Here is a 23,280-nt window from a genome sequence, read left to right on the forward strand (position 1 = left end):
CCTCCTTTACTGCAGGTTGACCAGTACTAGAACCATGCCGGTCTTACCCTTCTCCAGACTCGTCATTGCCTTGCCGATGATCGCGCCTTGCGCCTTTGCATAGTCGCGGACGCTCATCGCATGGCCGGCCATGTTGGACGTAGTCAGAAGGTCGCCTGCTTCGATGGCTCGTTCGGTCGCATCGGCCTTTACCCACACTCGACCGCTCATAGCGACGGGAACCGCATCTTCCATACCGGGCAGGTGGCCCAGCACCACGCCTACCGGAAGCTCGTTTGCGCCGCTTACGATGCCTGCGACCTTGCGGTTGTAGGCGCCGCGGGCTAGGCAGAGTTGACCAGCGTTCTTGGAATCGATGGCTACTACCGTTCCAGGCTCTACGGTTTCAGAGACCGGGAATTTCTCGGCCAAGTCGGCGCCGACGATTTCAAGAATGTCGGTTCGAGTGGTTCCGTTGACATGGAGTTTTGTAACGGGAGACGCCGTGCCGATACCGACGTTGCCGGTGCCGGACTGGATCAGGTTCACATTGCCGCCGCTGGCATTTAGCGCGAGCGTTGCGGTGGCCGCATTGTTTCGCGCCATGATCTCGTTATCGTCGATCGAGATGTTAAGCCCAGCGATTGTACCAACGGTCAGAAAACCGCCGCCCGCGGGCGAGCTATCGGAACCGCCCTCGACATGGAGCTTTGTCGCAGGCGAAGTAAGGCCGATGCCGACATTGCCGGCACCGTTCAGACCATTGATCAGAACATCGCCTCCGTTATGATTCAGGAACAGCGTAGAGATTGCGCCATTGTTTCGCGCCATGATCTCGTTGTTGTCGATGGAGATGTTCGTTCCGATCGCAGAGCCGCTGACAATATAGCCTCCGCCGTCCGGCTCGCTATCGGTGCCGCCGTTGACGTGCAGCTTGGACTCCGGCTGCGTTGTGCCGACGCCTATCTGAAAGGCGTAGACGCGCTGTGAAAAGTATCCGGCATACCCGTCTGCGCTTGAAGTAGATCCAAAGACGCCAAAATTAACCCCAGTCGCATCGCTCGCATGGCCATAAACGCCGCGACCCGCTGGCGACGTCCCATAAACGCCATAGCCCGAACCGGCCTGAGATCCGTACACTCCGATGCCGGCAAACCCGGTGCCCCGATTGATACCGCGAACTCCGGCCGAAGAGCCTCCAGGAGCCGTCGACGTTACCTCGCCCACTATTGCGTTGGCGCTCGAATCGGTCGAGTTAGTCTGTCCCCAGACGCCTGGGTTTGTGCCTGACGTTGCGGAATGGATTCCGAACACGCCGGTGCCCGCAGAACTGGTCGAAGCGCCATAGATTCCGTAGTTTGAGCCGGTTGCGTGCTGGGCTAGACCATAGATTCCTCTGCCCAAATCCGAGTCGGATCGGCCGAACAGTCCGTAGGCGTTGCCAGTGGCCTGATTGTTGATGGCACCGAGCGCCGTTCCAACTGTGGTGGCGGACCCTATCCATGGCAGCGCGAGAGCATTCGCTACCGCCGTGCGAATGGCGTATGGGGTCGACGTAACGGCGACCCTTGGAGCGAGCGTGGTATAGGCTCCGCCGCTGGCGCCAGGCCTCACCCTAATCTCGATTTCCTTGTTTGCGCCGGTGAATGGGCCGGAGCCAAAGTTGAGCGGGGTTGTGAACAGCCCGTTGGTAACCTGCAGATCGCCAACGTTCACGGTGATGTCGTCTGGGAAGAGGACGAATTGAAAGTCGTACTGGCCGTTAGCGGGGGAGCCGGCGTCCCTTAACTGGCCCTGAAAGTTGATAGTCGACGTTTGACACACAGCGAGCGAACAAAGGACTGCCAACGACGCTGTCGCAAGCGCGCGCTTGAAAAGCATGGTAAGCCTCCTTGCAGCGTCGGATCTATCGATCCGCGTCTGCTATGCTAAAGTATACAGCGGATTCCGGCAATTCTACTGAGGATCGCCCGAACGGCCGAACGAACTGAGCACGATGGCAAGGTCGGCATCGTCCACAGCGCTGTCTCGATTCAGGTCGGCGGATGAACCTGTGCCGCCAAAGTTGGTCAGCACAATCGCCAGGTCTGCGTCTTCTACTTGGTTGTTCCCGTCGGCGTCGCCATTTATCAACGAGAAGTTTCTCGTTGCAACTCCGCCCAGGACTAAGCCCGTGTGCCTCTGACGAAGCCAGCTGCCTCCCAGAACACGAGCACTGAGACTGGCGTCGGCGCCAATGAAGTCTGTGCCGACTGCGAATGCCCCTCCAGGGCCGAGCGTCATCGTCTTGCTCTCCGTGTTGGCTCCCCGCGTAAATGCATATTGCACCGAGATGCCGAACTCGTCGCGCGCAAGGCCTTCAAGATCGAGCGTTCCCGTTACAACCGAACGGTGGACATAGAGATTGGCGTTGCCGACGCCGCCGAAGTAGAGATCGTCTCCGGTGAAGGTGCCCGTGATGGGATAAAACCCAAGACCGAGAGCGGCTGGAACCAGGTAAGTCAGCGTGGCGATGCCGTTCGAGTCGCTTTGAGCGGTCCCGACGAGCACTTGGTTGACTTTGAACTGAATCGTTCGACCCGCCAAAGGATAGTTATCGGTGTTGCGCCTTACTTGCGCTCTCAACGTTGTGAGACTGCCGGCCACGGCGGCCCATTCCAAGGGCGCGACTACGGTACCGGGCTTGTTGACCGTTAGGAATCCGTTTGCGCTCGAAGACTCGTACGCCGAATCTTGATCGAATTGGGCCGTGAAGGTTTTCTGGCCGAGACCTAGCGATTCGGGAACCGGATAGAGAAAAACCGCCAAACCGCTGCTGTTGGTCTGGGCTGTGCCTACGAACTGGCCCTCGACGAGGAATCGAACGGGTCGCCCGGCGATGATGCCGTTATCCGTGTTTCTTCTCAACGTAGCCGAGAGAGCCGCTGTTGCGCCGATGCCTGCCGCAACGTTGTACGGCGTCAGCGTTGTGGGCGATCGGTTGACGAGCACCGTCGACTCTCCTTCTCCCGGTCTATAGCGGTCGTTGCCGCCATACGTTACGGTCAGCGGTTTGGTGCCTGCTTGAAAAGTGTCTTGCAGCGTTACCGGTCTCTGCGCAAAGCCAGAGGCATTGGTCAACGCCGCTCCAACGAAAATGCCGTCAACAAAAAAGTTCAAGGACATGCTGCCTAATGGCGCGTTGTCGGTACTTCTGCGGAGCGTGGCCGAAAGCGTCGTTTGAGCTCCGATGGTTGCAACGCCTGGATCGACAGAAACTCGAGTTTCCGCTTGAACGACCGTAAGAGTCGAAGTCCCAGAGCCGGAACGGTAAACTGCGTCGCCCGAAAACGACCCTTGCAAAGTTCGGACGCCCATTCCCAGGCTGCTGGGCACGACGTAGCTGACGGTTGCCTGGCCGTTCGCGTCGGTAATCCCGGTCCCAACGATCGTCCCCGAGACGATCATGCTCATGGTTTTGCCCGGAATTGGGGCGGAATCGGTGCCTCGCCTGAGGGTGGCGCGCAGGCTGACCGATTCTCCCGTTGCGCCGGTCGCCGGCTCGACAGAAATGCTGACGTCCGTTTGCGATACGTTCATTGTAACCGTGCTAGAAGAAGGCGCATAGTTGGCGTCGCCCAAAAATTCGGCCAGCAACGGGCTCGCGCCAATGGGCCAGCTCTCTTGCACGGTGGTCTGCAGAGAGGCGACTCCCTCGCTATTAGTAACGGCCGATCCGACGATTCCGCCATTAACCGAGAATCGTATCGATTTGCCTGCGACCAAGCCGTTGTTCGTCGTGCGGCGCATGGTGGCGACCAGCGAGATCGGCTCGCCAATTCGGCCATAGGCATTGTTGGCCTGAAGCGTGCTGCCGGTTTGACGGATAGTGAGCGGGGCTGCGCCCTCAGAGGGCGCAAGGTCCGCCTCGCCGGCGAATCGAGCATAAAGTTGTATCTCTCCAGAGCCCAGTTCGTCGACCAATCGATAGTAAAGGGTCGCCGTGCCGTTTCCGACCGTAACGGCCTCGCCAAGGTTCAGCCCAGAGGCATGGAAGGTAACCGTTCGATTGCCAAGGGGCACTCCGTCTGCCTGACGCCGCAAGACAGCAGTGAGAGGGATCACCTCGCCTATCATTCCGGAGGTTTCGCTAACGGTGATGACGGTTCCCGCCTGGCTTAGAGAGAGCGCAGAGAACCCGACCGTTGGGTGATGATCGATGTCCCCAGGAAACTCGGCGCGAATCTCTCGATTGCCGCTGGGCCAGTTGGAGGGGACCGCAAACACGGTGGAAGCCACGCCGTTTGCATCGGTAACGCCAAATCCAGCGTACATCTGACCGATAAAGAAGTTCACATCCTTGCCGACCAAAAGTTGTTGCAGATCGCGCGTTTTGAGCGTGGCGGTCAAGGTAACGTTGGACCCGGGCGCCGCGTTCTTGGGATCGACGATGAGTTCAGTTCGGATATCCGTCCATCTGACTTCGCAGATCCAGTTGGCCCAGGTGTTGACCGTGGCATACTGGCCGACGAACCAGACTGTGGCGGCTGGATTGCCTTGGAAATAGTCCAGCTGGGCAGCCATGTAACGGCCCCATGCTGTGCCGCCGAACACTCCCGTGCCGGCCTTGAGATTCTTGCTCGATTCGATTACGCCGCCGGCAGGCCACCCAAAGAAACGCGCAGAGAGATATTCGCCCAATACGTTCGAAGAGCGCGTAAAGACGGTCAACAGGTCGTTTTCTTCGGTCGCTTGAAGGCTGGGGAAGGCATAGTCGTATCGATCCTGGCCATAGATCGCGTCCTTTCGCACCAAGGTTGGCGTCTGGTTGATGTCCAAGACGTACATCTTGATGTTGGCTCGTGGGCCCGTTCCGCGGTCGAGCGCGACGTGCTGCGCTGCGTACAATCGACCGCCGACAAAAGCCACACGGTCCATCAGCCTGGCGTCGAGCGTTGCGATAACGGGTTGTCGGCCCGGCTCTGCAATGTTGGGGGGAGGCACATAGGCGCCAACCGGCACAGATTCGGTCGTTACTGTAGGTTGGCCGCCCGAGAAGCCTGCTAGAGGGTTTTGGACTCGAAACAGCGCAACCGAACTGCCCCCCGCGGCATTGGCCGAAAGCCACAGCGCGGGCATCGCGACCGACCAATCGTTCATCTGTGCGGGGGCTGTGCAATGCGGCATCTGCCAAATGTCGTAATAGCCTGCGGCTTGGTTGGCATAGACATCGGCCGAGCGGATGATTCGGATCTTGGAGTATCTGAAAGTTCCGTTCCACTCGCGCATGTTGGCTGCCAGAAACAGCGCGTTGCCCGTGTATCCGAGGTAAGGATCGTCCGCCCATTGTGCGACCAAGTTCGATCCGTCGCGGCGGGCGTCGAAGTTGTAGACGTACCATGTCCCGTGAGGATCGCCATCGTCGGAAACGCAAAGCGTGTGCCAACTGAGCTGCGTTTGGTCGTTTCGCCTTAGCACATAGATGACGAATCGGCCGTTGTGACGATCAAAGAGCGCCTTGGGGCTGAAAAAGAGATCGTCCGAAGCGAGCCAAACGTTGAAGTCGACTCGATACTGCTGCTGGCCATTTTTGGAGTAGATCGCCCAGTCGTCGTTAGTCGCCATCACCAAATGGTTCTGTCCGACCGCTAGGTTGGGATCGGGGGGCGAGGCGCCGTTCGGCCCTATTCCTGCAAAGTGTCGAAAGAACTGGCTCTCGGCTTGAATGCTTGGGCCTTCCTCGTCGGTCAGGATTTCCGGCGCCCAAGAGTTACCGACTTGCGGCTCGAAGTCGCTAATCGGGGTCGGCGAGGCGAGAAATCTAAAGGATTCCTTCCAAATGGGTTCGATATCGGTGGTTGTAACGAATGGTTGGACTTTGCCGCTCGCCGCTCCCATCTCTTGTGCGGTTGCAACGACAGTCGAGCCTGCAAGGCAAAGTGCAAAAACTCCAAGAACGAACCGAGACGCCATGACTAACCCCTTTCCTAAGTGGATCATAAGTTCCTACAGCCTGCCTAAAGATTATACTTCGGAAACTGAAAAAAATGGCCGGGCTTGCAAGCCCGGCCATTCAGCAGCACAACGTACTCGACAGCCTTAGCAACCCGTGCCGAAGTAGCTCAGCACGATCGCCAAGTCAACGTCGTCGACTACGCCATCGGCGTTGACGTCGGCCGCCAGGCCGTAGGCGCTGGCGCCGAACTGCGACAGCACGATCGCCAAGTCCACATCGTCCACACAGCCATCGTTGTTGATGTCGCCCCAGATCACCGGGCGACCGATGGTCTTCCACATCGTTCCAGCGACATAGTTGCCGGTCGGAATGTTGTTGTAACTCCACTGGAAGCCCAATGTTGCGTCGAAGTTCATCGATGGCGACGTCGCATTGGCGAGCGTGTCGGCAGACGTATTGAGCAGTTTGGTCCGAAGGCTCGCAAACGGCGCGATCTCCCAGAAGTTGGGATGCGGCCTAGCGGTCAACGTGGCAAAGAGGCTTCCCTCGGTCTGTCGCAGCACGCCCGGCGCGATGTTCGCCGCGCTATCGCCTCCTGCCGTTCCAGAAAGATCGAAGTCCGTGTAGTTGTAGAAGTGAACGGTTCGGGTGACGCCCGTCAGGTTCTCAATGTAGTGGTCTATCTGCAGGATGGCGGTATCGCCTTCCGTTTTGAACAGGTTGTAGTCCAGCCAGAACCTAATGATGCGCGTCGAACCTTCATCGTCCGGCTCATCGTAAACTAGCAACATGCGATTGGGGGCGGGCTGATCCCAGTAGATCAGGTTGCTACCAATCCCATACTCGCGGTTGTTGCCCTGCACGCGGTAGAACCACCAGTTTTGGAACAACTGGTCGCCTACGCTGCCACTGGGCCTGAAGTTTGCCAAGCCTACGAAGTTATGCCTATTGCCCGATCCAAAGGCGCTCGATTCGGAATACTCTGCGCCTCCGTCGACCAGTGTGAAAGCGCTGGTCGTTCGGATGACCATTGGATCGCTGTATCGAGCGTTGCCCGCCATGTCCTCAACATAGAACTGCATGAGGTTGTTGGTCGCGCTGGCGTTGGGGAACGGGATGTTAGGCGCCGTGATGGTTTCAACGGCCGTCGTGCCGTCCGCTCCGGTCGTTACCGTGTTAACCCAGGCGGACCAGGTTGCGCCGCCATCGGTCGAGTAGCGATACCAGGCGCTAGCCCTACGGAGACCGCTCAGAACGTCCTGACAACTGGCTACCACCGTTACGCGATTGCCAAACACGGTGGCGCTGGGGGTATAGGTTGTAAAGATCGGCTGAGTGGCATCGATGTTGAACTGCACGTTGGGCATGTCGCTCCAATTTCCGGCGCGATCATATGCCCGGAAGTAGAGCCAGTGCGTTCCTTCTGAGCCGAACGGCACAGTATTCGCGTAGATGCGCTCTAAGGCCGTGCTGCCCATGCCGGCGCCCGTTGTGCAGTTGGTCGGTCCAACCCAGGTCGATCCGTTCCAATACCAGTAGTACAGCGCGGTGGTATTGAGACCGGAGAGCACATCCTGAACAACGACCGAGCAGGTTGGCGTGAGGCTGTTGGCCCATGGCGTCGGCAACGGGCTGCCCCAGTTGGTAGGAGGCGTGCCGTCGATAATGACGCTCGCGTTTGCCTGCCTCGTGCCGCCATTGCTAGAGGTCGTGGTTACTCGGAAGTTCTTGACGCCTTCGGTCGTGCCGCGCATCGAGAAGTTCATCGTTCGGTTCCAACCGCTCGCGTGAGCGTTCCCCATGTTCATGGCGTCGACTCCAGCAAACCAGTAGCTTTCGTTGGAGCCGCTTGGCGACTGACGGTTGTAAGTCAGGCCGTTGTAGACCGTTCCGCCGGTCAACAGGTCGAAGTCGGCATAGACGCCCGAAGCGACATGCGAAGACGCAATGGCGGTCGCATTGATGTTGAAGTCCGCGTTGGGCGGATAGGCGACCGGGTAGTTGACTTGCAGCGCGTAGTTCTCGGTCGGCGCGCCGGCGATCACTTTGTAGGTAACCGCCCAGTTCTGGCTGCCGCCGCTTGCCATGCTCCACGTGTCGATCTTGATGCGATAGTTGCCGGCAGGCGCGTTGTTGACCACGATGTACTCGACCGTGTCGAAACTGGAGCGCGAAGCCCATTGTCCGGACCGATCGGTGGTCAGCGTGCCGTGCTGCAGCCATAGATCGATGTCGTTGACTCTAGCCGAGCCGGCGCCGCCTGCGGCGGGAGGATCGGGATAGGTCATGACGACGACCAGTCTTGCGACCGGCGCTCCAAGCGTAAAGTCGCGGACGCTCATCGAGCCTGCGCCGCCGTTCGTGCCCCACCACGCTTGCCATCCGCCGTCCATGCCATAGTGAGCCAGCATGCCGTCCACTTTTCCGGCGCCATAGTTGTTGTTACGGCTTCCACTGTTGGCGATGGCCGTTGCCATGATCAGGGTCTTGTAGAACCAGGAGGGCCCGCCCGAGCCGGCGTAGTGCTGCACGAGACCGGTCAGCAGACCGGCAACGTGCGGCGTCGCCATCGAGGTGCCCGTCCATCCCGTGTTGTAGCCGGTGGTCGAACCGTTGTTGCCGACCGAGTCGATGAACGCGCCCGGAGCCGCAACGTCCGGCTTGACGCGCCCGTCCGCCGTCGGCCCGCGGGACGATGAGGGGTAGACCACGTCGGTGCTTGTCCCATTGTCGTAGACGCTTCCGACGGTAATGGCGCCTTTGCTATCTCCGGGGATCAGCACCGTGCCCGAGCCCGAGCCCGAGTTGCCAGCGGCCACCACGTACATCATGTCGGCTGCGAACAGTTCGTCAAGCCTTCGGGACTGTGTGCTCGTGCCGGATGTCGTGCCGCCGCCGCCGCCGGAGTAGTTGACGATTCGGCGCGTGTACTGGGCCCCGCCCGAACCGGCTTGCGAATTGATGCCGTCCAGCACAGAGTTGCCCTCTGAAAACCCATTGGATCGAAAGACTTTGGAAAGGAGAAAATCCCAGCCTGGGTCGTTTGAATCTCTTCGGCCTTGCGCAACGCCTCGGTAGCGAGATTGCGCGACGCCTTCGCCAAAGAAGGTGCCCGAGACATGGGACCCGTGCCCGTGAGCATCGTTCCAAATGTCGGGGTCGGTCGTGTGGTTGTAGCCCGCGGTTCCACCAACGATATTCGTCCAGTCTTGGTGCGCGGCGTTCCAGCCAGTGTCCATCACGCCGATTTTGACGAGAGGCAAACTGGTGTGATTGCCGTCGTAAGAGCCCCACAGGCGGTCGGCGCTGATCGAGGCCATCGATTCGGTATGCTGAACCGAATGGACCGGGACTTGCTCGATGTAAAGCACGCTGTCCATTTCTAGCAAGCGCGCGACTGTTGCCGAATCGGCTTCGATGTAGTAGGAGAAGAGGCCCTTCTCGTACGAGCCGACGGTAATGCCGTTGGCTTGCATGAAGGCCTTGAACGCGCCCTCGGTATCGGGGCCGAACAGATTCAGGTAGAGCGATCTTTTAGCTGTCGTCGCCTGATTCATAAATGGCGCCAAGAGCGGCTCTAACTTCTGAACAGCGTTGGGCATTCCGACCCAGCGCACTTCGTTGCGAGAGGCGATCGTCTCCAACCGATTGGCCGGGATCGATGCCGTGTAAGCCGAATAGGGATAGTAATTGAAAACGGTAACGCCTTGATTGGCCAGCCATTCCCTCAGTTCGTCGGTCATCCAGCCATTGAGCAGAATCATGCCGTGCACAACCGGCACGACGCCCGACTGCACGCCTGAACCCATTCGAGAAGCGGCTAAGCGATAGATTTCAGGCTGAATCTTTTGCCCTGCTGGGGGCACAAACTCGCCCGAAAGGTAGTTGATGGCGACCTTTTCGCCTTTCTCTCCAAAGCGAGAAACGTGCCTCTTGGGGACCACTTGGCCGTCAAAAGGACCCGCTATGCCTGGCTTCAAGTCTCCCTTTGGCTCCAACGAGCCTCCGGGCGTTCCGACTCGATGATCCATGCGCTGAATGAGCGACTTGCCATCGGGTCCGATGGGATCGCGCATTTCGGGCGCTTTTGGTTCTGGTTTGGCTGGCTCGACTTGGGCCGGCGGAGCGACCGGCGGTCGTTCCGGCTCGCCGATCGGTTGCGCAACGCTGACAGCAGAGACCGCCACAACGACAGACAGGGCAACGGCGCGCAGCCAGCGAAGATTAGGTTCCTTTCGCTTTTGCATCCTACACCTCCATGAAGTTAAGCAGGGGCGAACGTCGCGGTTTTGGGCCAACGCCCAATGCCCTCGCTTTCCACTATAGTATACTGTGGAAAACCCGTACTTGGAAGGGACTTACGTCCTTTTCTTTTTTGGGGAAGCCGATTACTCCGTCGTAACCGTAACCTTCTTGACCAAAGCAACGTCGCCCGATTTGAGTTCGACGACATAGTCGCCATTGCCGGCCGCGCGCCGCCCGGCGCCTCCGCGGTGGTTCCAGGCAATCCGATAGAGCCCCGGCTTGGTCTCGCTCGTGGCCGTCATGTACGATTCGCCCAGAGCATCCCGGATAGCGATACTTGCGCCTTCGGCCAGTTCTTTGCCCACGTAGTACCAGATGGCCGCGGAGTTGGACGGGTTGTCAAAGCGAACTTGCCTCGGCCCTTGCCATTGATTGCCTCGCATGGGGCGCATGACCGTAATGCGCTTTTGCTCGAACAGGTGGACGCTCGACTCCTTGATGCTTTCGGTCAAGTAAGGCAACGGACCAATATCCATGATGTAGATGCCGCGCCCATGAGTAGCGATGACGAGTTCGCTTTCGGCGGTGTTGATCTGTAGATCGTGAACGGGCACAGTTGGAAATCCGCCGCGCACGCGCTCGTAATGCTCTCCGCCATCGGTCGAGACGTAAAGTCCGATCTCGGTGCCGACAAAGAGCAGGTTCTCGTTCTGCGGGTGCTGGCGAACGACATAGACGGAACCGTTCGCGGGCAGATCGCCGGTAATGTTCGTCCAGGTTTCGCCATAGTCGGTCGTTTTGAGCAGATAGGGCTTGTAGTCGTTGTTGCGATGTCGATCGACGGCGACAAATGCGTGTTCGACGTTATGCGGCGATGCGGTTACGCGGCTGATCCACCGCTCGCGAGAGACGTTCGGAAGCTTATCGGTCAGATCGGTCCACTCCTGGCCGCCGTTCTTGCTGAGCCAGAGATTGCCGTCGTCTGTGCCAGCCCACAGAATGCCAGGACGAACGGGCGATTCGTCCAATGTCGAGATGGATGCCGGCGCGCCGCGGGTCAGATCCTCGCTGATGGTCTGCCACCGGTCGCCGCGGTTGACCGAGCGATGCATGAAGTTGCTGCCCACATAGAGCGTGCGCGGGTTGTGCGGCGAGATGATAAACGGCGTGGACCAATTGAATCGCCGCCCTTGATCGCCGGTCGGGCGAATGCTGACTCCTGCGCCCGATTCGAGATTCACTCGGCCCAAACCGCCGTTTTGCGATTCGGCGTAAACGGTCGTCCAATCGGTCGGATCGACGGCAGTGTAGAATCCGTCGCCTTCCCAGATTTTGATCCAGTGGTACCAGTAGACTCCGCCGAATCTAGTTGCCGTTGGACCGCCCCATGTGCCGTTGTCCTGCAAGCCGCCGTACACCCAGTAGGGCTTTCGGCTGTCGAAGGAGACCGCATAGAACTGGGCGATGGGCAAATTGTTGAAGAAGTCCCAAGTACGGCAATTGTCGTAGGTTACGTTGAGGCCGCCGTCGCATCCCAAGATCGCATGGTTCGAATCGTTCGGGTTGATCCACATGGCATGGTGGTCGGGATGGACGCTAGACGCGGCGTTCGACCGAAACTCTTTGCCGCCGTCGGTCGACTTGTGCAGGCTGACTCCCAACACATAGACCGTCTTGTCGTCGTTGGGATCGACGCGAATTTGGCAGTAGTAGAAGGGTCTGGGGCACAGGATGTTGGACTTCTTCCAACTCTCTCCGCCGTCGTCCGAGCGGAAGATGCCGCCCGTAGCAGGGTCTTCGTCTGCGCGCGAGGTCGTTTCGCCCTGCAGCGCGGAGCGAGTGCGCTCGGTCTGGATAACGGCATAAAGGATCTTCGGATCGCGAGGATAGACCGTCAGACCAATGCGCCCCATCTTGTTCTCGGGCAATCCCTTGCTCAGTTTTCTCCAATTCTTTCCGCCATCGGTCGTCTTGTATAGACCGGCGTCCGGATCAAACTGATATTCGGGCGTATTGCTGGCGAATCGGTCGCGTCGGACGCCGTATGCGGCTGCCCACAACGTGTCTGGCTGCGTCGGATGCATCGCAATGTCGATAACGCCGCAGTTTTCGCTCAGCGCGATAGAATGGGTCCAAGTCTTGCCGCCGTCGGTCGTCTTGTACAACCCCCTCTCTTTGTTAGGCCCCCAAAACTGTCCGACCGCCGCAACATAGACTACGTCGGGGTTCTTGGGATGAATCACGATCCGGCCGATCTGCCGCGTTTCGTTGAGCCCCATGTGCTGCCAGGTCTTGCCGCCGTCCTCGCTCTTGAAGACGCCATCGCCCCAGCTGACGCTGTTTCGGGCGTTGCCTTCTCCCGTTCCGACCCACACGACATCGGGATTGGATTGCGAGACGGCGACGGCGCCGATCGAGGCGGTCGATTCGTTGTCGAAAACCGGCGCAAAGGTAACGCCGTTGTTGGTCGTCTTCCAAACGCCGCCGCTAGCGGCGGCCACATAGTAAGTGCTTGGGCTCTTATCGACCACGGCCAGTTCGGTGATCCGTCCTCCCATGCTCGTTGGGCCAATGGCGCGGGGAGAGAAATGAGCGAGCATCTCGGACGTCAGCCGAAATCCGGGATCGGCATGGGCGATCGCGACAACCGTCAGACAAACTGAAAGGACCTTCATCGAAAGCGTTTTCATCGGGCGATACCTTCTTTTTATAGAGTTCAATTGCAGGATTCGACGCGACCCGCGTGGAACCCTGCAATTGAAAGGCTCGGTCTAATCGTCAGGCTGGCTTTGTGGCCAGCCTACCAAAACCGAGAGGAGGTTTAGAGATGATTCGCTTGATGAGCGCGCTCTGCGCGATGGTCGTCGCGGCTTTGGCGATGGCCGATTGTACGGTTCAGTTTGCAACAGGCGAGGGTATGGCCAGGGGAGGCGATCGGGCGGGCCACTTTGCATTGGGCGCCCGCCGAGTCGACTGCGACGGCGAAGTTCGCATCGGCGGCAGTTTTCGCTTTACCATGGCGACCAGCAACGTGATCGGCACCGACCTTGTGCTGCCAGCCGTTCAACGGATGAGCGTCCATGAGCGTACTGCCGAGTTAGGCGGCCCTGCCATCTTGCACGTTCGCGAGGGCGGTATTGTGCGCCGCATCGAGGGCCACTGCGGCGTCGTAGCGGTGGACAACGGGCCGCCGACTGCCGCGCATCGCGACACATTGGCCATTCGATTCGTCGCTGCTAACACGACCCATCCGCCGTTCGAGTTTCGGGGCGAAGTAACCCACGGCGACATCCGCGTAGGCACGGCCGCCAACTACTGCCGCATGTGGCACGCCCACGGTCGCGGCACAGCAATGAGCGAGAACAACCGTCGAGGCGAGTTTGACTTCACAGCCATGAAGCAGGTTTGCGGAGACGTAACGCGCATTGGCGGGAATCTGAGCTTCGTCGAGATGGCCTCGAACGTTACCGGTCGGCACGTCGAGATCCGACTGCCCAATGTGCGGGAGTTCCACTCCGACGGAAACGTCGCGGAGTTCTCCGGCCCAGGCGTGATGATTTTAAGAACACGGGACGGCTTGCGCCGTTTCGAAGGAATCGTGCACGCTAGGGTTCAGGATAATCGCAGGCCCGGCGGAGCCGGCAAGCCCGACACGATAACGCTCCGATTCGTAGGCAACAGCGCGAATGCAGCCTACTCGTTCGCGGGAAGTGTTGGCCGCGGCGACATTGTCGTGGGGCAAAGATAGTTGGACAGAGCGCCCGGCATCGAACATGTCGGGCGCTCTCCTGTGCAGCCTAAGGTCTACGTCGCCGGTCGCGCCGCCAAGCCGATCGTAATCGACGGTAAGCTGGACGAGTGGGACGGTGCGCCTTGGTCGGACCCTTTCGTCGATATCGAAGGCGATCTGAAGCCCAACCCGCCCTACGAGACGCGGTTCAAGATGCTTTGGGACGACGAGCATCTCTATATCGGCGCATGGTTGGAAGAGCCGTGCGTCTGGGCGACGCTGACCGAGCACGATTCGATCGTCTTTCACGACAACGACTTCGAGGTTTTTATCGACCCGGACGGAGATACCTGCAACTACTTCGAGATCGAAATCAACGCGCTGGGCACGGTGTTCGACCTTTTCTTGGTCAAGCCGTATCGCGAAGGCGGACCGGCGCTACATGGCTGGGATTGCAAAGGGCTCCGAACCGCGGTCTGGGTGGACGGTCGCCTGAACGACCCGACCACGATCGATCGCGGCTGGAGCGTGGAGATGGCGATCCCTTTTGCCTCGCTGGACGGCACGCCTCCGCCCAGGATCGGCGACCAGTGGCGGATCAACTTCTCGCGCGTCGAGTGGCACATCGATGCGATCGACGGCAAGATCGTCAAGAAACCGAACGTGCCGGAAGAGAACTGGGTCTGGACGCCGCAAGGCGCGATCGACATGCATATGCCAGAGCGCTGGGGATTCCTACAGTTCGGACCTTAAGTCGCAGGGAAGACCCTGATTTCGGCGAAAACATGCCCAAACATGCTCCAGCCATGGTTCCACACGGCAAAACTCGGCATATTTATCCATTGGGGCATCTATGCCGTCAACGGAACGTCCGAATCTTGGTCTTTCTTTAATGGCGAGACGACCTACGACGAGTACATGGCGCAGAGGCATGGATTCACCGCCTCTCGCTACGACCCGGACGCCTGGGCGAACCTTTTCAAGAAGGCAGGCGCCCGCTATGCCGTGCTCACGGCAAAACACCATGACGGAGTCGCCCTGTTCGACACCCAGTTGAGCGACTTGAGCGTTGTGAAGCAGACCCTGGCGGGCCGCGATTTGATCCGGCCCTATTGCGAATCGCTCCGAAAGGTCGGTGTGAAGGTCGGCCTCTACTTTTCTCATCTCGACTGGAGCCATCCCGATTACGCCAGCATCGGTTCGAACGACGCAACTGCAAACCGCTATGCCTATCGACAAGGCGAGAGCGACATGGCCGCCTGGCAGCGCTTTCTCGCGTTTCATCGCGGACAGATACAGGAGATTTGCACCCAGTACGGCGAAATCGATCTAATCTGGTTCGACGGCGATTGGGAGCGCGATGCAGATACCTGGGACATGGCCGGACTGCGCCGCCAAATCGAGGCATGGCAACCTAACGCGATCCTCAACTCTAGAATGCGCGGACATGGGGACTACGACACGCCCGAGCAGGGTTTGCCGTTGGAGGCGCCGGACGGCCCGTGGGAGTTCTGCATGACGATCAACGACAACTGGGGCTATCGACCGATCGATCGGAACTACAAGACGCCAGAGCAAGTGATTCAAATCTTTTGCGACGTGATCGGCGGCGGCGGCAACCTGCTGTTAGACATTGGTCCGATGGAGGACGGCACCATCCCGCCGGAGCAGGTTGATGTGTTGGAACGATTGGGCGACTGGATCGGACGGCACCAAGAGGCCGTCTATGAGACGATCCGCGGACTGCTGAAAGGCTATCACGGCGCATCGACGCGCTCGATCGATGGTCAGTGCATTTTCCTTTTCGTGCCGGGCAGACCGGGGCAGATTTACGTCAAGGGCTTGATGGACGAGGTCAAGAAGGCGACGCTTTTGGGCTCCGGGGTCGATGTAACGCACAAGAGGATCGGCGGCGCGCCCTGGTCGAACATCCCCGGCACGCTTTGGATCGACATCCCAGACGATGCGGTCGAACCCTGCATGAGCGTCGTTCGATTGGAGCTGGCGTGAGATCGGGACTTGTTCTACTTGGCCTCTTGGCGGCGACCGCCTACATCGCGGGCATCTACTCAGATCTTGGGGTTTGGGAGCGCATAGCCAAACCCGCGCCTGCGCTGGCAATGGCGGCTTGGGTCGCTCTGCACAATGGCCACCGATGGATCGTTATCGGCCTGATCTTCTCTGCTCTGGGCGATCTGTTGTTGCACTTAGGCGATGCTTATTTCTTGGCGGGTATGGGCGCGTTCTTCCTGGCGCATTTGTCTTACATCCGCGCCTTCCGATCCAAGCCCGGACTTTCTGCCCTTCTGTTCTTTGCTCTGTGGGGATTGGTCGTCTATTGGCTGGCTTGGGATCAGCTGGGCGACTTCCGCGCTCCTGTGGCGGCCTATATTGCGATTATCTGTCTGATGATGGCGCGGGCGTCGGCCTCGGGGTCGGTCGCACTAACCGGAGCGCTTCTGTTTGGGCTGAGCGACACCCTGATCGCCATCGACCGCTGGATATGGGACGTGCCTCAGAGCGGCTTACTGATCATAGCGACCTACTGGGCGGGCCAAGCGCTGATCGCTCGCTGGGGCGCTATTCGGCCAACAACTCGCTAAAGTCCAAAGGTTCGCTAACCATGGCCAGACTGCCGTCCGGCGCGAAAGGCCACTCTTCCTTCGGTCGATCCCAATAAAGTTCGACCCCGTTTTGATCGGGATCGCGCAGGTAAAGAGCAAGGCTCACTCCATGGTCCGCGGCGCCGCCCAGCGGAATGCTAGCGGCCTCTAATCGGCGATAGGCATCGGCCAGCGCCGCCTTGGTGGGATAGCGAATTGCAAAGTGGTACAGCCCCGTACTGCCTGGCAGCGGAGGTTGCCCGCCCAAACTCTCCCAGGTGTTGAGCCCGATATGATGGTGGTAGCCGCCTGCCGCCACGAACGCCGCCCCACGACCGTATCTCTGAGTGAGTTTGAACCCGAGCACATCGCAATAGAACCTGAGCGCTCGCTCAAGATCGGCCACCTTCAAATGCACATGGCCAATGTCTGCGTTTGGATGGATCATGGAATAAGGCGGCTCAGCAAGAACCGAGCCGCCGAATGAGCATCAACACCCATTCCCAAAGTTCGACAGGATGATCGCCAGGTCGGCGTCGTCTACGATGTCGTCGTAGTTCACGTCCGCTCTCATGCAGGGACCCTCGGAGCCGAAGGCCTCCAGCACGATCGCCAGATCGATGTCGTCGATGCATCCGTCGCCCGTAATGTCGCCGGTGATGTCGGGCGTGCCGATGATTATCAGACCCAGCAAATTCCCCGAGCCGGTCGAACCGACAAGAACGCCTTCTCCGGTCGCCAAGTTCAGCTTGTACAGGTTGTCGGTCGAGTTGTCGATCAGGAACATCTCCTGCGAGAACCGATCGAACGCCAAGCCGTTCGGGTTAGTCGAACCGAGCAACGACCCAATCAGCGTCCGGTCGTTGGTCAGCACATCGATCGTCCAGGTGTTGTCCTGACCTCCGTGGGTCATGTACATCGTGTTGTTGCACGGATTGTATCCCAGGTTCTGGAATCCGCCCGTTGTGCCTGTGCCCACCAATATCGCCGTGCCCGTGTTGACATCGATGCGATAGAGGCCGGCATTGTGCGAGCTCATGCCGTACAGCGTGCCGGTACTGTCGTCATACTCCATCCCGTGCATGACGATAGCCGTGTCGCCATAGGGTCCAATCTGCGTCGTTTCGAGCGTGCCCAGATCCAACTTGAACAACGCATCGGCCGATGTGCTGCTGAGGTAGACAACGTTGTTCCTGCGATCGTAGGCCAGCGCGCCGGTCGTGGCCGGGGTCGGCGTGCCGAATACCGTACCGATCACGGTCTTCGCGCCGTTCGTCCGGTCGATAGAGTAGAGAACGCGAGAACTGTCGATCGCGAGCAGACGAGTCTGCGCGAAAGTGGTCCCCAACAAAAGTGTGGAAGCGACGATAAGCGAGAGAGCTCGCAATGTCAAAAACATAAACTCCTCCTTTGCCTAACTCCAAGGTCAGACTCTGCTTAGATTATACAACGAATTGGCGAGGTTAGAAGATCAGGCTGCCTTCTGCCAAGAGGTGAGGCTTCTGTCCCTCTCTCAGCCGCGCCTCGATCACCAGTTTGGCCGTCCAATGGCTGGAGGGGCCGGCAAGACTGATGTAGGGGATCAGCATAGGCTTGGCGCCAGGAGTTTGACGATGGTCGATCCGCGCCCCAAAGGCCAGCGCGCTCGATTGGACTCTCTCGACTTGGGCCAAGTATCGCCAATCGTTGCCGCCGTTCCATTCGGCCCGCCCGACGGCGCCCATCGCGTGCCAGCGCCCGCGCTCCAATGTCCCCACTGCTGCCACGTATCGCCGATCGCGCGATCCCAGAAAGCCCTGAAGCCCAATCGAATCAAGCCCGCGCTTTTGGTACGCCTCGAGGAAGACCCCCTTTGCGATCCATTCGAACTCCCAACTGGCGTTGGTTCGTGCTCCCGAGTTGAGCGGAACTGAGAACTCGCCCGCAAACGGAACCGTCGCAACCGCATAAAGCCCATCCACAGGGCTGTCGCCTTTTGGCCAAAACTGCGTCAATCGGACAGAAGGCGAGCGCCCAGAAGGCGAGAAACCGCGCAACCCGGATAAACGAGCATTCTGAGCGGCAGGCCCCGGCAGCGATTGGCCAAAGAGCGTCGGCTCGGCAATGCTCAGCCTCAAACTCACATCTGTCTGAGACATTGCACGAAACTGCCCCACGGTAACGGATGTTGAGTCGCCGATCGGCAGGTTAACGAAAATATCCTCGAACCGACCGCTTCGGTCCCGCATCGAGCCGTTCGCGTTCAGTTCTTGGCTCAGCGCGCGCCATTCGACAAAATACGAACCGTTGCCCATGTGGCCAGCGCCGATCAGTTCAACTCGATTGGGAATGCCTCGATAGTCGTCGGCGTTGGCGGGCAAATTCTGTGCCAGACCGCTGACCCACAGCGCGACCGCCCGACTCTTGACCTTCTTCAACGTCTCGTCGCGATACCCCTGTGCGGCAAACCGCTCGCCAAAGGCGTTCAGTTTGGGCACATGCGAATGGCACCGCGAGCAATTGACGCCATACTCCTCGGCAAACTGGGGCGTTGCGATGGCGCACCCAGAAACGGCGATGGAAAGCAAAGCAAACAGTGCGATCCTCATTCGAGCCTCCTAATTTTAAGTATGCTTAAATTATGGCTCTGCCAAGGCGCAGAAGTCAAGCGCCGAGATCAAGCCAGCCGTAGGAACGGCCGTGGGTTCTCTTGTCCCCGTTAATCGGACGACGAAGGGTCGTACTCGCACTGATAGTGGCCGTTGCAGCTTTGAGCGGAGACGACTCTCCCCAGCGCGTCGTACTGCCATTGCCAGGCGTTGAGGCCGAACGTCTCCAGCACGATGGCCAGATCCAGGTCGTCCACGACGCTGTCGTCGTTCAAGTCCTCGGGACAGCCCGTGCACGGCTGGCCGTACCTCTCCAACACCAGGTTCAGGTCGGCGTCGTCCACGCAGCCGTCGCCGTCGACATCGCCCGAGGCGCCCGCGAACTCGTACCAAGCCGAGCGCTCGTCGTTGGCGGTGTAGAGGAACCGCCACTGCTTGTCCGGGCCGTCGATGGCCGTCAGCTTGTTGCCGTTCCAAGAGTAAACGTCCGCGCCCTTCTGCGTCAGGAAGCCGTGCTGGTATTGGTAGGCCGTCGGAACGCCGTCCCGCTCCTCGTAGGCGAGCGATCCGTCGGGGTTGTAGTCGAACTCGCGCTGGACGGTTTCGGCACCGACCGTCTCCTCGGCCTGGCGCAGCGAGCCGTCCTTGTACCAGCCGAGACCGTCGAAGCCTGTGTAGTCGAACTCGGCCAGCGTCTGGCTGCTTTGGTCGTCGAAGAACGTCCAGCGCATGCGCCCGACCGCGCCCAAGGATTGGTCGTCCGCCCGTTCGAGGGTAACCCCGAGCGATCCTCCCGCGACATCGGAGGATTGGGACATGAGCCGCCCGGCGCCGTCGTAGCCGTAGAGGGCGATGGTTTGTCCGTTGCGCTTGATTTTGGCCAGGTTGCCGGAGGCTTCGTATTCGAACTCGTATCTGGCCAGCAGTTCGGTTCCGCGCTTAACGCGGGGCTCTTTCAGGCAGCCGTCGGGCCAATAGTCGCGCTCTTGGACGATGGTAAAGAGGGGATTCTGGCCATCTCCGAACGTCTCGGTCTGGCGCAACAGGTCTCCCGTCTCCTTGCCGCCCGACTGGTCGTAATCGTACGCGGGTTCGAACAGGTGCAGGGGGACAGGGCGGTCGACAGCGCGCCCGATGCAGCGGCCAGTCGGCAGGGCTGATGGAACCCGTCCGGCTCGCTGTCGGCCCTCAGCCCGCCCAGCGCGTCGTAGTGGTATCGGGCAGCGATGGAGACGGAGGTCGAACGAGACTAACTAATTGAGGTTGCTGAGTTCACTTGCGCGCCGCAGGAGCTATGAGCTCAGACACAATGCTCTAAATCAATCTTGCTAATCTTTGCGCTTAGAGGGCTTCTTAGGTCTCTCGGCAAGACGGACGAGGCATTCGTGCGGGTAGTGGCCGCGGACGGTCAGCGAATTGCCTTGTCGGACCCACACTGCCGTCTTCGCCGTTAAGTGATGTCGGGCAATCGCGACATCGGCCACGGGATCGACTACTTCGGCGACAATGTGCTTGTCGAAGACTTGAAGAAGTTCCTTTTCGAAAAATTGTGCGTATTTCTCGGCTGGGGCCGGGTCCACTCCACGATCGGCGAACCATTTTCGTTCAGAAATGAACGCCGAACTGAGCGGCAACGCAGTGTTATCCCTCGACTGCTTTATAACCACCAACTTGACACACTGCGACTTCACTCCATCAAGAAACTTCCGGTTGCGGATCGGGAAGTCGCCTTCGAGCGGGATTTGAAACTCAGCGAACATCGGCGGACTGATAGCTTCCTGGCCGATGCATACCACGAGGCATCCAGTCGCTCCTTGGAACGCTTCAGCCAACTCCGGCTCTGGATTTTGGTGGATGCGCGCGTTGTCGACTCCATTTTCCGAGACCACCCAAGCGCTGTGCGTCGTGGCAAAGCGCGCGATGAAACGCCACAGCTCCTCTGGCATCATGAAAAAATCGACGGAGAGAACGGGAGGCTCAGGCTCTTCCCAATACATCTTGTCTTCAAGAAACTCCTCGCTGGGGTCGAGGGGCACGCGCGCCCACTTTCCAGCCTCTGGGTAGATATGCGGCCTGGGCAGGGTTAGTCGAAAGAACTCCTCGTCCAGCGGGACGAGGAGATTCTGAAGCTTCTCTCTCGTCTCGGGTGTCAGGTGCGTCATTATCTCCTCCAAGGAGCATCTGGCCGCAAGGTCTTGAATATGATCGTCCAAGGTCATTGTCTTCCGGCGCCTCAAGTCGCGAACGCAGGATGCCCAACAGTGAAGCTTGTTCTCAAGCGTTTGTTGCGCGTTAAAAGAAAACCCGGCGCTTGGATACTGAGACAAATAAGCGTCGATTCCAGCAATGTCTTGGTCGGACAATTTCAATGTCAACGCAACAACTCCTTCTGCCAGTAACAAGACTGTTTTATTTCGTCTATTTTATAGAAAGTCCTTAGAATCCCATCCTTCGCAATCACCATGTATTCGAACGTATTCGGGTCCATAACAGCCAAGTCCCCACTCTTACGGAGGTGGGTCAGCGTGCCTGGTCGCGTCGCAAGATCCAAAGCCAACCCCACATACTCATCAAAGTTCTTGGCGCCAAGCTTACCAGCATGTCTTACAAACTGATCGAGCGCTTAGGCATCATCTCTAAATCTTAGTAAACTGTTGCCGGTCTGAACCGCGAGCCTAGCCCCGTCGTCGAGCGCGCCCAGGGCGGGGAATGCGCCAGCGAGGGAAAGCCCGCGATCAAGATACCCCATCTCTTCGCCCCAGCAATCGCGACCCGAGATGCCCGCGCGAACGCTTTCGACGGGATTGGCGTTGGCCGCAAAGGTCGCGGCCGTCTTGAGCCTAGCCAGCGCGGCAATCCCGCGCTCGCAGCCTTTGCCTTGGCGCGGAAGCTGTCTGCCGTTGGCATCGAGATAGAGGCCTTCGTCGGTGAAGTAGAAGCCGTCGTAGGGCTCCTCGGTCGGGATGCCGACGCTGCCCTCGGGCATGACGAGCGGGGCTTTCTGGGGGGTTCCCAGCTCTGCTACCCTGAAATTGCCCGAGTCGTCGGCGTATCCGCCTAGACCGGGTTCCCATCGTTTCCCCGAGGCTGCCTGAAACCGATAGGGCTGATTGAAGTCGTCGGGCGAGCTGGACGGCAAGAGCCTGCCGCTCGCGTCGTAGTCGTACCGGGCAATCGGACTGACCGTTGAGAAGAAACAGTGCCGCTATTCGATTAGCTCAATTCGCACTCCGTCTTTGCTCATTCCTTACTTGACAAGCACGCTCGCACTCGAACTTGTTCTTTCTCTATTAGAGCCGCAATTTGGCGGAAACCACACATGGCCTGTTTCATCTCATCAGTGGACCATGGAGCACCATCGGCGAGCCAATCGTAAACTAACAAATCAATTTTAGATAATGCTGTATCAACATCTTTTTGGAATTGTAACGACAAGATGGTCGAGACCGCCAGAAATGCCCTAATATCAGATACTATTAGGCCAAGTTTTTGAGATGGCACCGATATCTTTCCGGACAGTATCCACTCAAGGCGAAGGTGGATTTGATCCAGCTGGCGCAGACCATATTCAAGTTCATCAACATTCATCATTCCAGTGCAGTAGCTATCAACTATTTAGTTTTCCAATAGACAGTAACGACTGTGCCGTCCATCTCCAAGACGACTGCCATACCGTTGCTCTTGTCCCAGAAGACAGTACGCCCAGCACGGCCGGGAACTGACTCTCCTTGATTTATGGCCTCTTCAACGGCGGAAGGATAGATGCCTCGGGCCTGCATTTGATCGAAAGCATGTCCAGTGTACCTTCTGCCGAAGACTTCGCCTGGCAGGTTCTGTCCGGCGGGTATGGCACGCTCCCTGTGGCCGCGGACGCCTACTGGTGATCTTGGGCTTACATCATCGCCAATTCTAAAAGCTTCATGGCCAGCGCCGAAGAACTTCTTTCCACCCCTTGCCGCTTTTCCCGCCGCTCCTATCAGCGGCAGGTCAGAAAGGCCGCTAAGAACTCGGTCGCAGTCGGAGATCGGCCTGCCGCGACCGTCTCTGCCGTAGCCGGCCATCAGCAGCCCGGAGCCGGGAGCCGATTCCAGCACGAATCCGCCTATTTCGCCGGCAACATCGGCCTGAGCGAATCCCTTTGCGGCCAGATTGCCGTTGAACTCTCTTCGGCTGAAATCTTCGTTCGTTGCTCCCGCAAGT

Annotated in this window: 16 protein-coding genes; 4 read left to right on the forward strand and 12 right to left on the reverse strand. The window is 58.9% G+C overall.

From position 1 onward, the window contains the following. Positions 1 to 6: 6 nt before the first annotated feature. The 4 genes from HUU60_08630 to HUU60_08645 all read right to left on the reverse strand — a co-directional run bounded on the left by HUU60_08630 (position 7) and on the right by HUU60_08645 (position 12,849). Entirely contained in the window at positions 7 to 1,860 is a 1,854-nt protein-coding gene (locus tag HUU60_08630; protein ID NUL82770.1) for a hypothetical protein, read from the reverse strand. A gap of 75 nt (positions 1,861 to 1,935) precedes the next feature. Then, complete coding sequence (locus tag HUU60_08635) at positions 1,936 to 5,958, reverse strand: Ig-like domain repeat protein (GenBank protein NUL82771.1); 4,023 nt, start codon at positions 5,956 to 5,958, stop codon at positions 1,936 to 1,938. A gap of 99 nt (positions 5,959 to 6,057) precedes the next feature. After that, complete coding sequence (locus tag HUU60_08640) at positions 6,058 to 10,161, reverse strand: S8 family serine peptidase (protein NUL82772.1); 4,104 nt, start codon at positions 10,159 to 10,161, stop codon at positions 6,058 to 6,060. 141 nt (positions 10,162 to 10,302) lie between these two features. After that, complete coding sequence (locus HUU60_08645; GenBank protein NUL82773.1) at positions 10,303 to 12,849, reverse strand: hypothetical protein; 2,547 nt, start codon at positions 12,847 to 12,849, stop codon at positions 10,303 to 10,305. A 137-nt stretch (positions 12,850 to 12,986) separates the two neighbouring features. Here HUU60_08645 and HUU60_08650 point away from each other — a divergent pair, with 137 nt between their 5' ends. Genes HUU60_08650 through HUU60_08665 form a run of 4 tightly spaced genes read left to right on the forward strand, consistent with a single transcriptional unit; the run spans position 12,987 to position 16,492 of the window. Further along, positions 12,987 to 13,907, forward strand: coding sequence for a hypothetical protein (locus HUU60_08650; protein ID NUL82774.1), 921 nt, complete (start codon positions 12,987 to 12,989; stop codon positions 13,905 to 13,907). Positions 13,908 to 13,925: 18 nt separating this feature from the next. After that, the gene (locus HUU60_08655) at positions 13,926 to 14,642 is read left to right on the forward strand and encodes a carbohydrate-binding family 9-like protein (protein NUL82775.1); all 717 of its coding nucleotides are present in this window, start codon (positions 13,926 to 13,928) and stop codon (positions 14,640 to 14,642) included. A 42-nt stretch (positions 14,643 to 14,684) separates the two neighbouring features. Beyond that, positions 14,685 to 15,899, forward strand: coding sequence for an alpha-L-fucosidase (locus tag HUU60_08660; protein NUL82776.1), 1,215 nt, complete (start codon positions 14,685 to 14,687; stop codon positions 15,897 to 15,899). Continuing rightward, a complete protein-coding gene (locus tag HUU60_08665) occupies positions 15,896 to 16,492 on the forward strand; it encodes a lysoplasmalogenase (GenBank protein ID NUL82777.1) in 597 nt (198 codons plus the stop codon). The genes HUU60_08660 and HUU60_08665 overlap by 4 nt, the downstream gene beginning before the upstream one ends. Here the strand turns inward: HUU60_08665 and HUU60_08670 are convergent. The 8 genes from HUU60_08670 to HUU60_08705 all read right to left on the reverse strand — a co-directional run. Continuing rightward, the gene (locus HUU60_08670) at positions 16,470 to 16,940 is read right to left on the reverse strand and encodes a VOC family protein (GenBank protein NUL82778.1); all 471 of its coding nucleotides are present in this window, start codon (positions 16,938 to 16,940) and stop codon (positions 16,470 to 16,472) included. The two genes, HUU60_08665 and HUU60_08670, sit on opposite strands and share 23 nt — an antisense overlap. A 42-nt stretch (positions 16,941 to 16,982) precedes the next feature. Next, the gene (locus tag HUU60_08675) at positions 16,983 to 17,891 is read right to left on the reverse strand and encodes a hypothetical protein (GenBank protein NUL82779.1); all 909 of its coding nucleotides are present in this window, start codon (positions 17,889 to 17,891) and stop codon (positions 16,983 to 16,985) included. 64 nt (positions 17,892 to 17,955) lie between these two features. Then, on the reverse strand, positions 17,956 to 19,080 hold the full coding sequence (locus HUU60_08680) for a hypothetical protein (GenBank protein NUL82780.1): 1,125 nt from the start codon (positions 19,078 to 19,080) through the stop codon (positions 17,956 to 17,958). Positions 19,081 to 19,190: 110 nt separating this feature from the next. Next, positions 19,191 to 20,123 carry a hypothetical protein gene (locus HUU60_08685; protein NUL82781.1) on the reverse strand — a complete coding sequence of 311 codons (933 nt, stop codon included), beginning with the start codon at positions 20,121 to 20,123 and terminating at the stop codon, positions 19,191 to 19,193. Between the two features lie 285 nt (positions 20,124 to 20,408). Beyond that, the gene (locus HUU60_08690; protein ID NUL82782.1) at positions 20,409 to 21,242 is read right to left on the reverse strand and encodes a hypothetical protein; all 834 of its coding nucleotides are present in this window, start codon (positions 21,240 to 21,242) and stop codon (positions 20,409 to 20,411) included. 461 nt (positions 21,243 to 21,703) lie between these two features. Continuing rightward, entirely contained in the window at positions 21,704 to 22,219 is a 516-nt protein-coding gene (locus tag HUU60_08695) for a hypothetical protein (protein ID NUL82783.1), read from the reverse strand. Between the two features lie 101 nt (positions 22,220 to 22,320). Further along, the gene (locus tag HUU60_08700; protein NUL82784.1) at positions 22,321 to 22,671 is read right to left on the reverse strand and encodes a hypothetical protein; all 351 of its coding nucleotides are present in this window, start codon (positions 22,669 to 22,671) and stop codon (positions 22,321 to 22,323) included. Between the two features lie 20 nt (positions 22,672 to 22,691). Next, on the reverse strand, positions 22,692 to 23,280 hold a 589-nt coding region (locus HUU60_08705), incomplete at its 5' end, for a DUF4258 domain-containing protein (GenBank protein ID NUL82785.1).

The organism is Armatimonadota bacterium, assembly GCA_013359125.1.
Taxonomy (GTDB): Bacteria; Armatimonadota; Fimbriimonadia; order Fimbriimonadales; family GBS-DC; genus JABWCR01.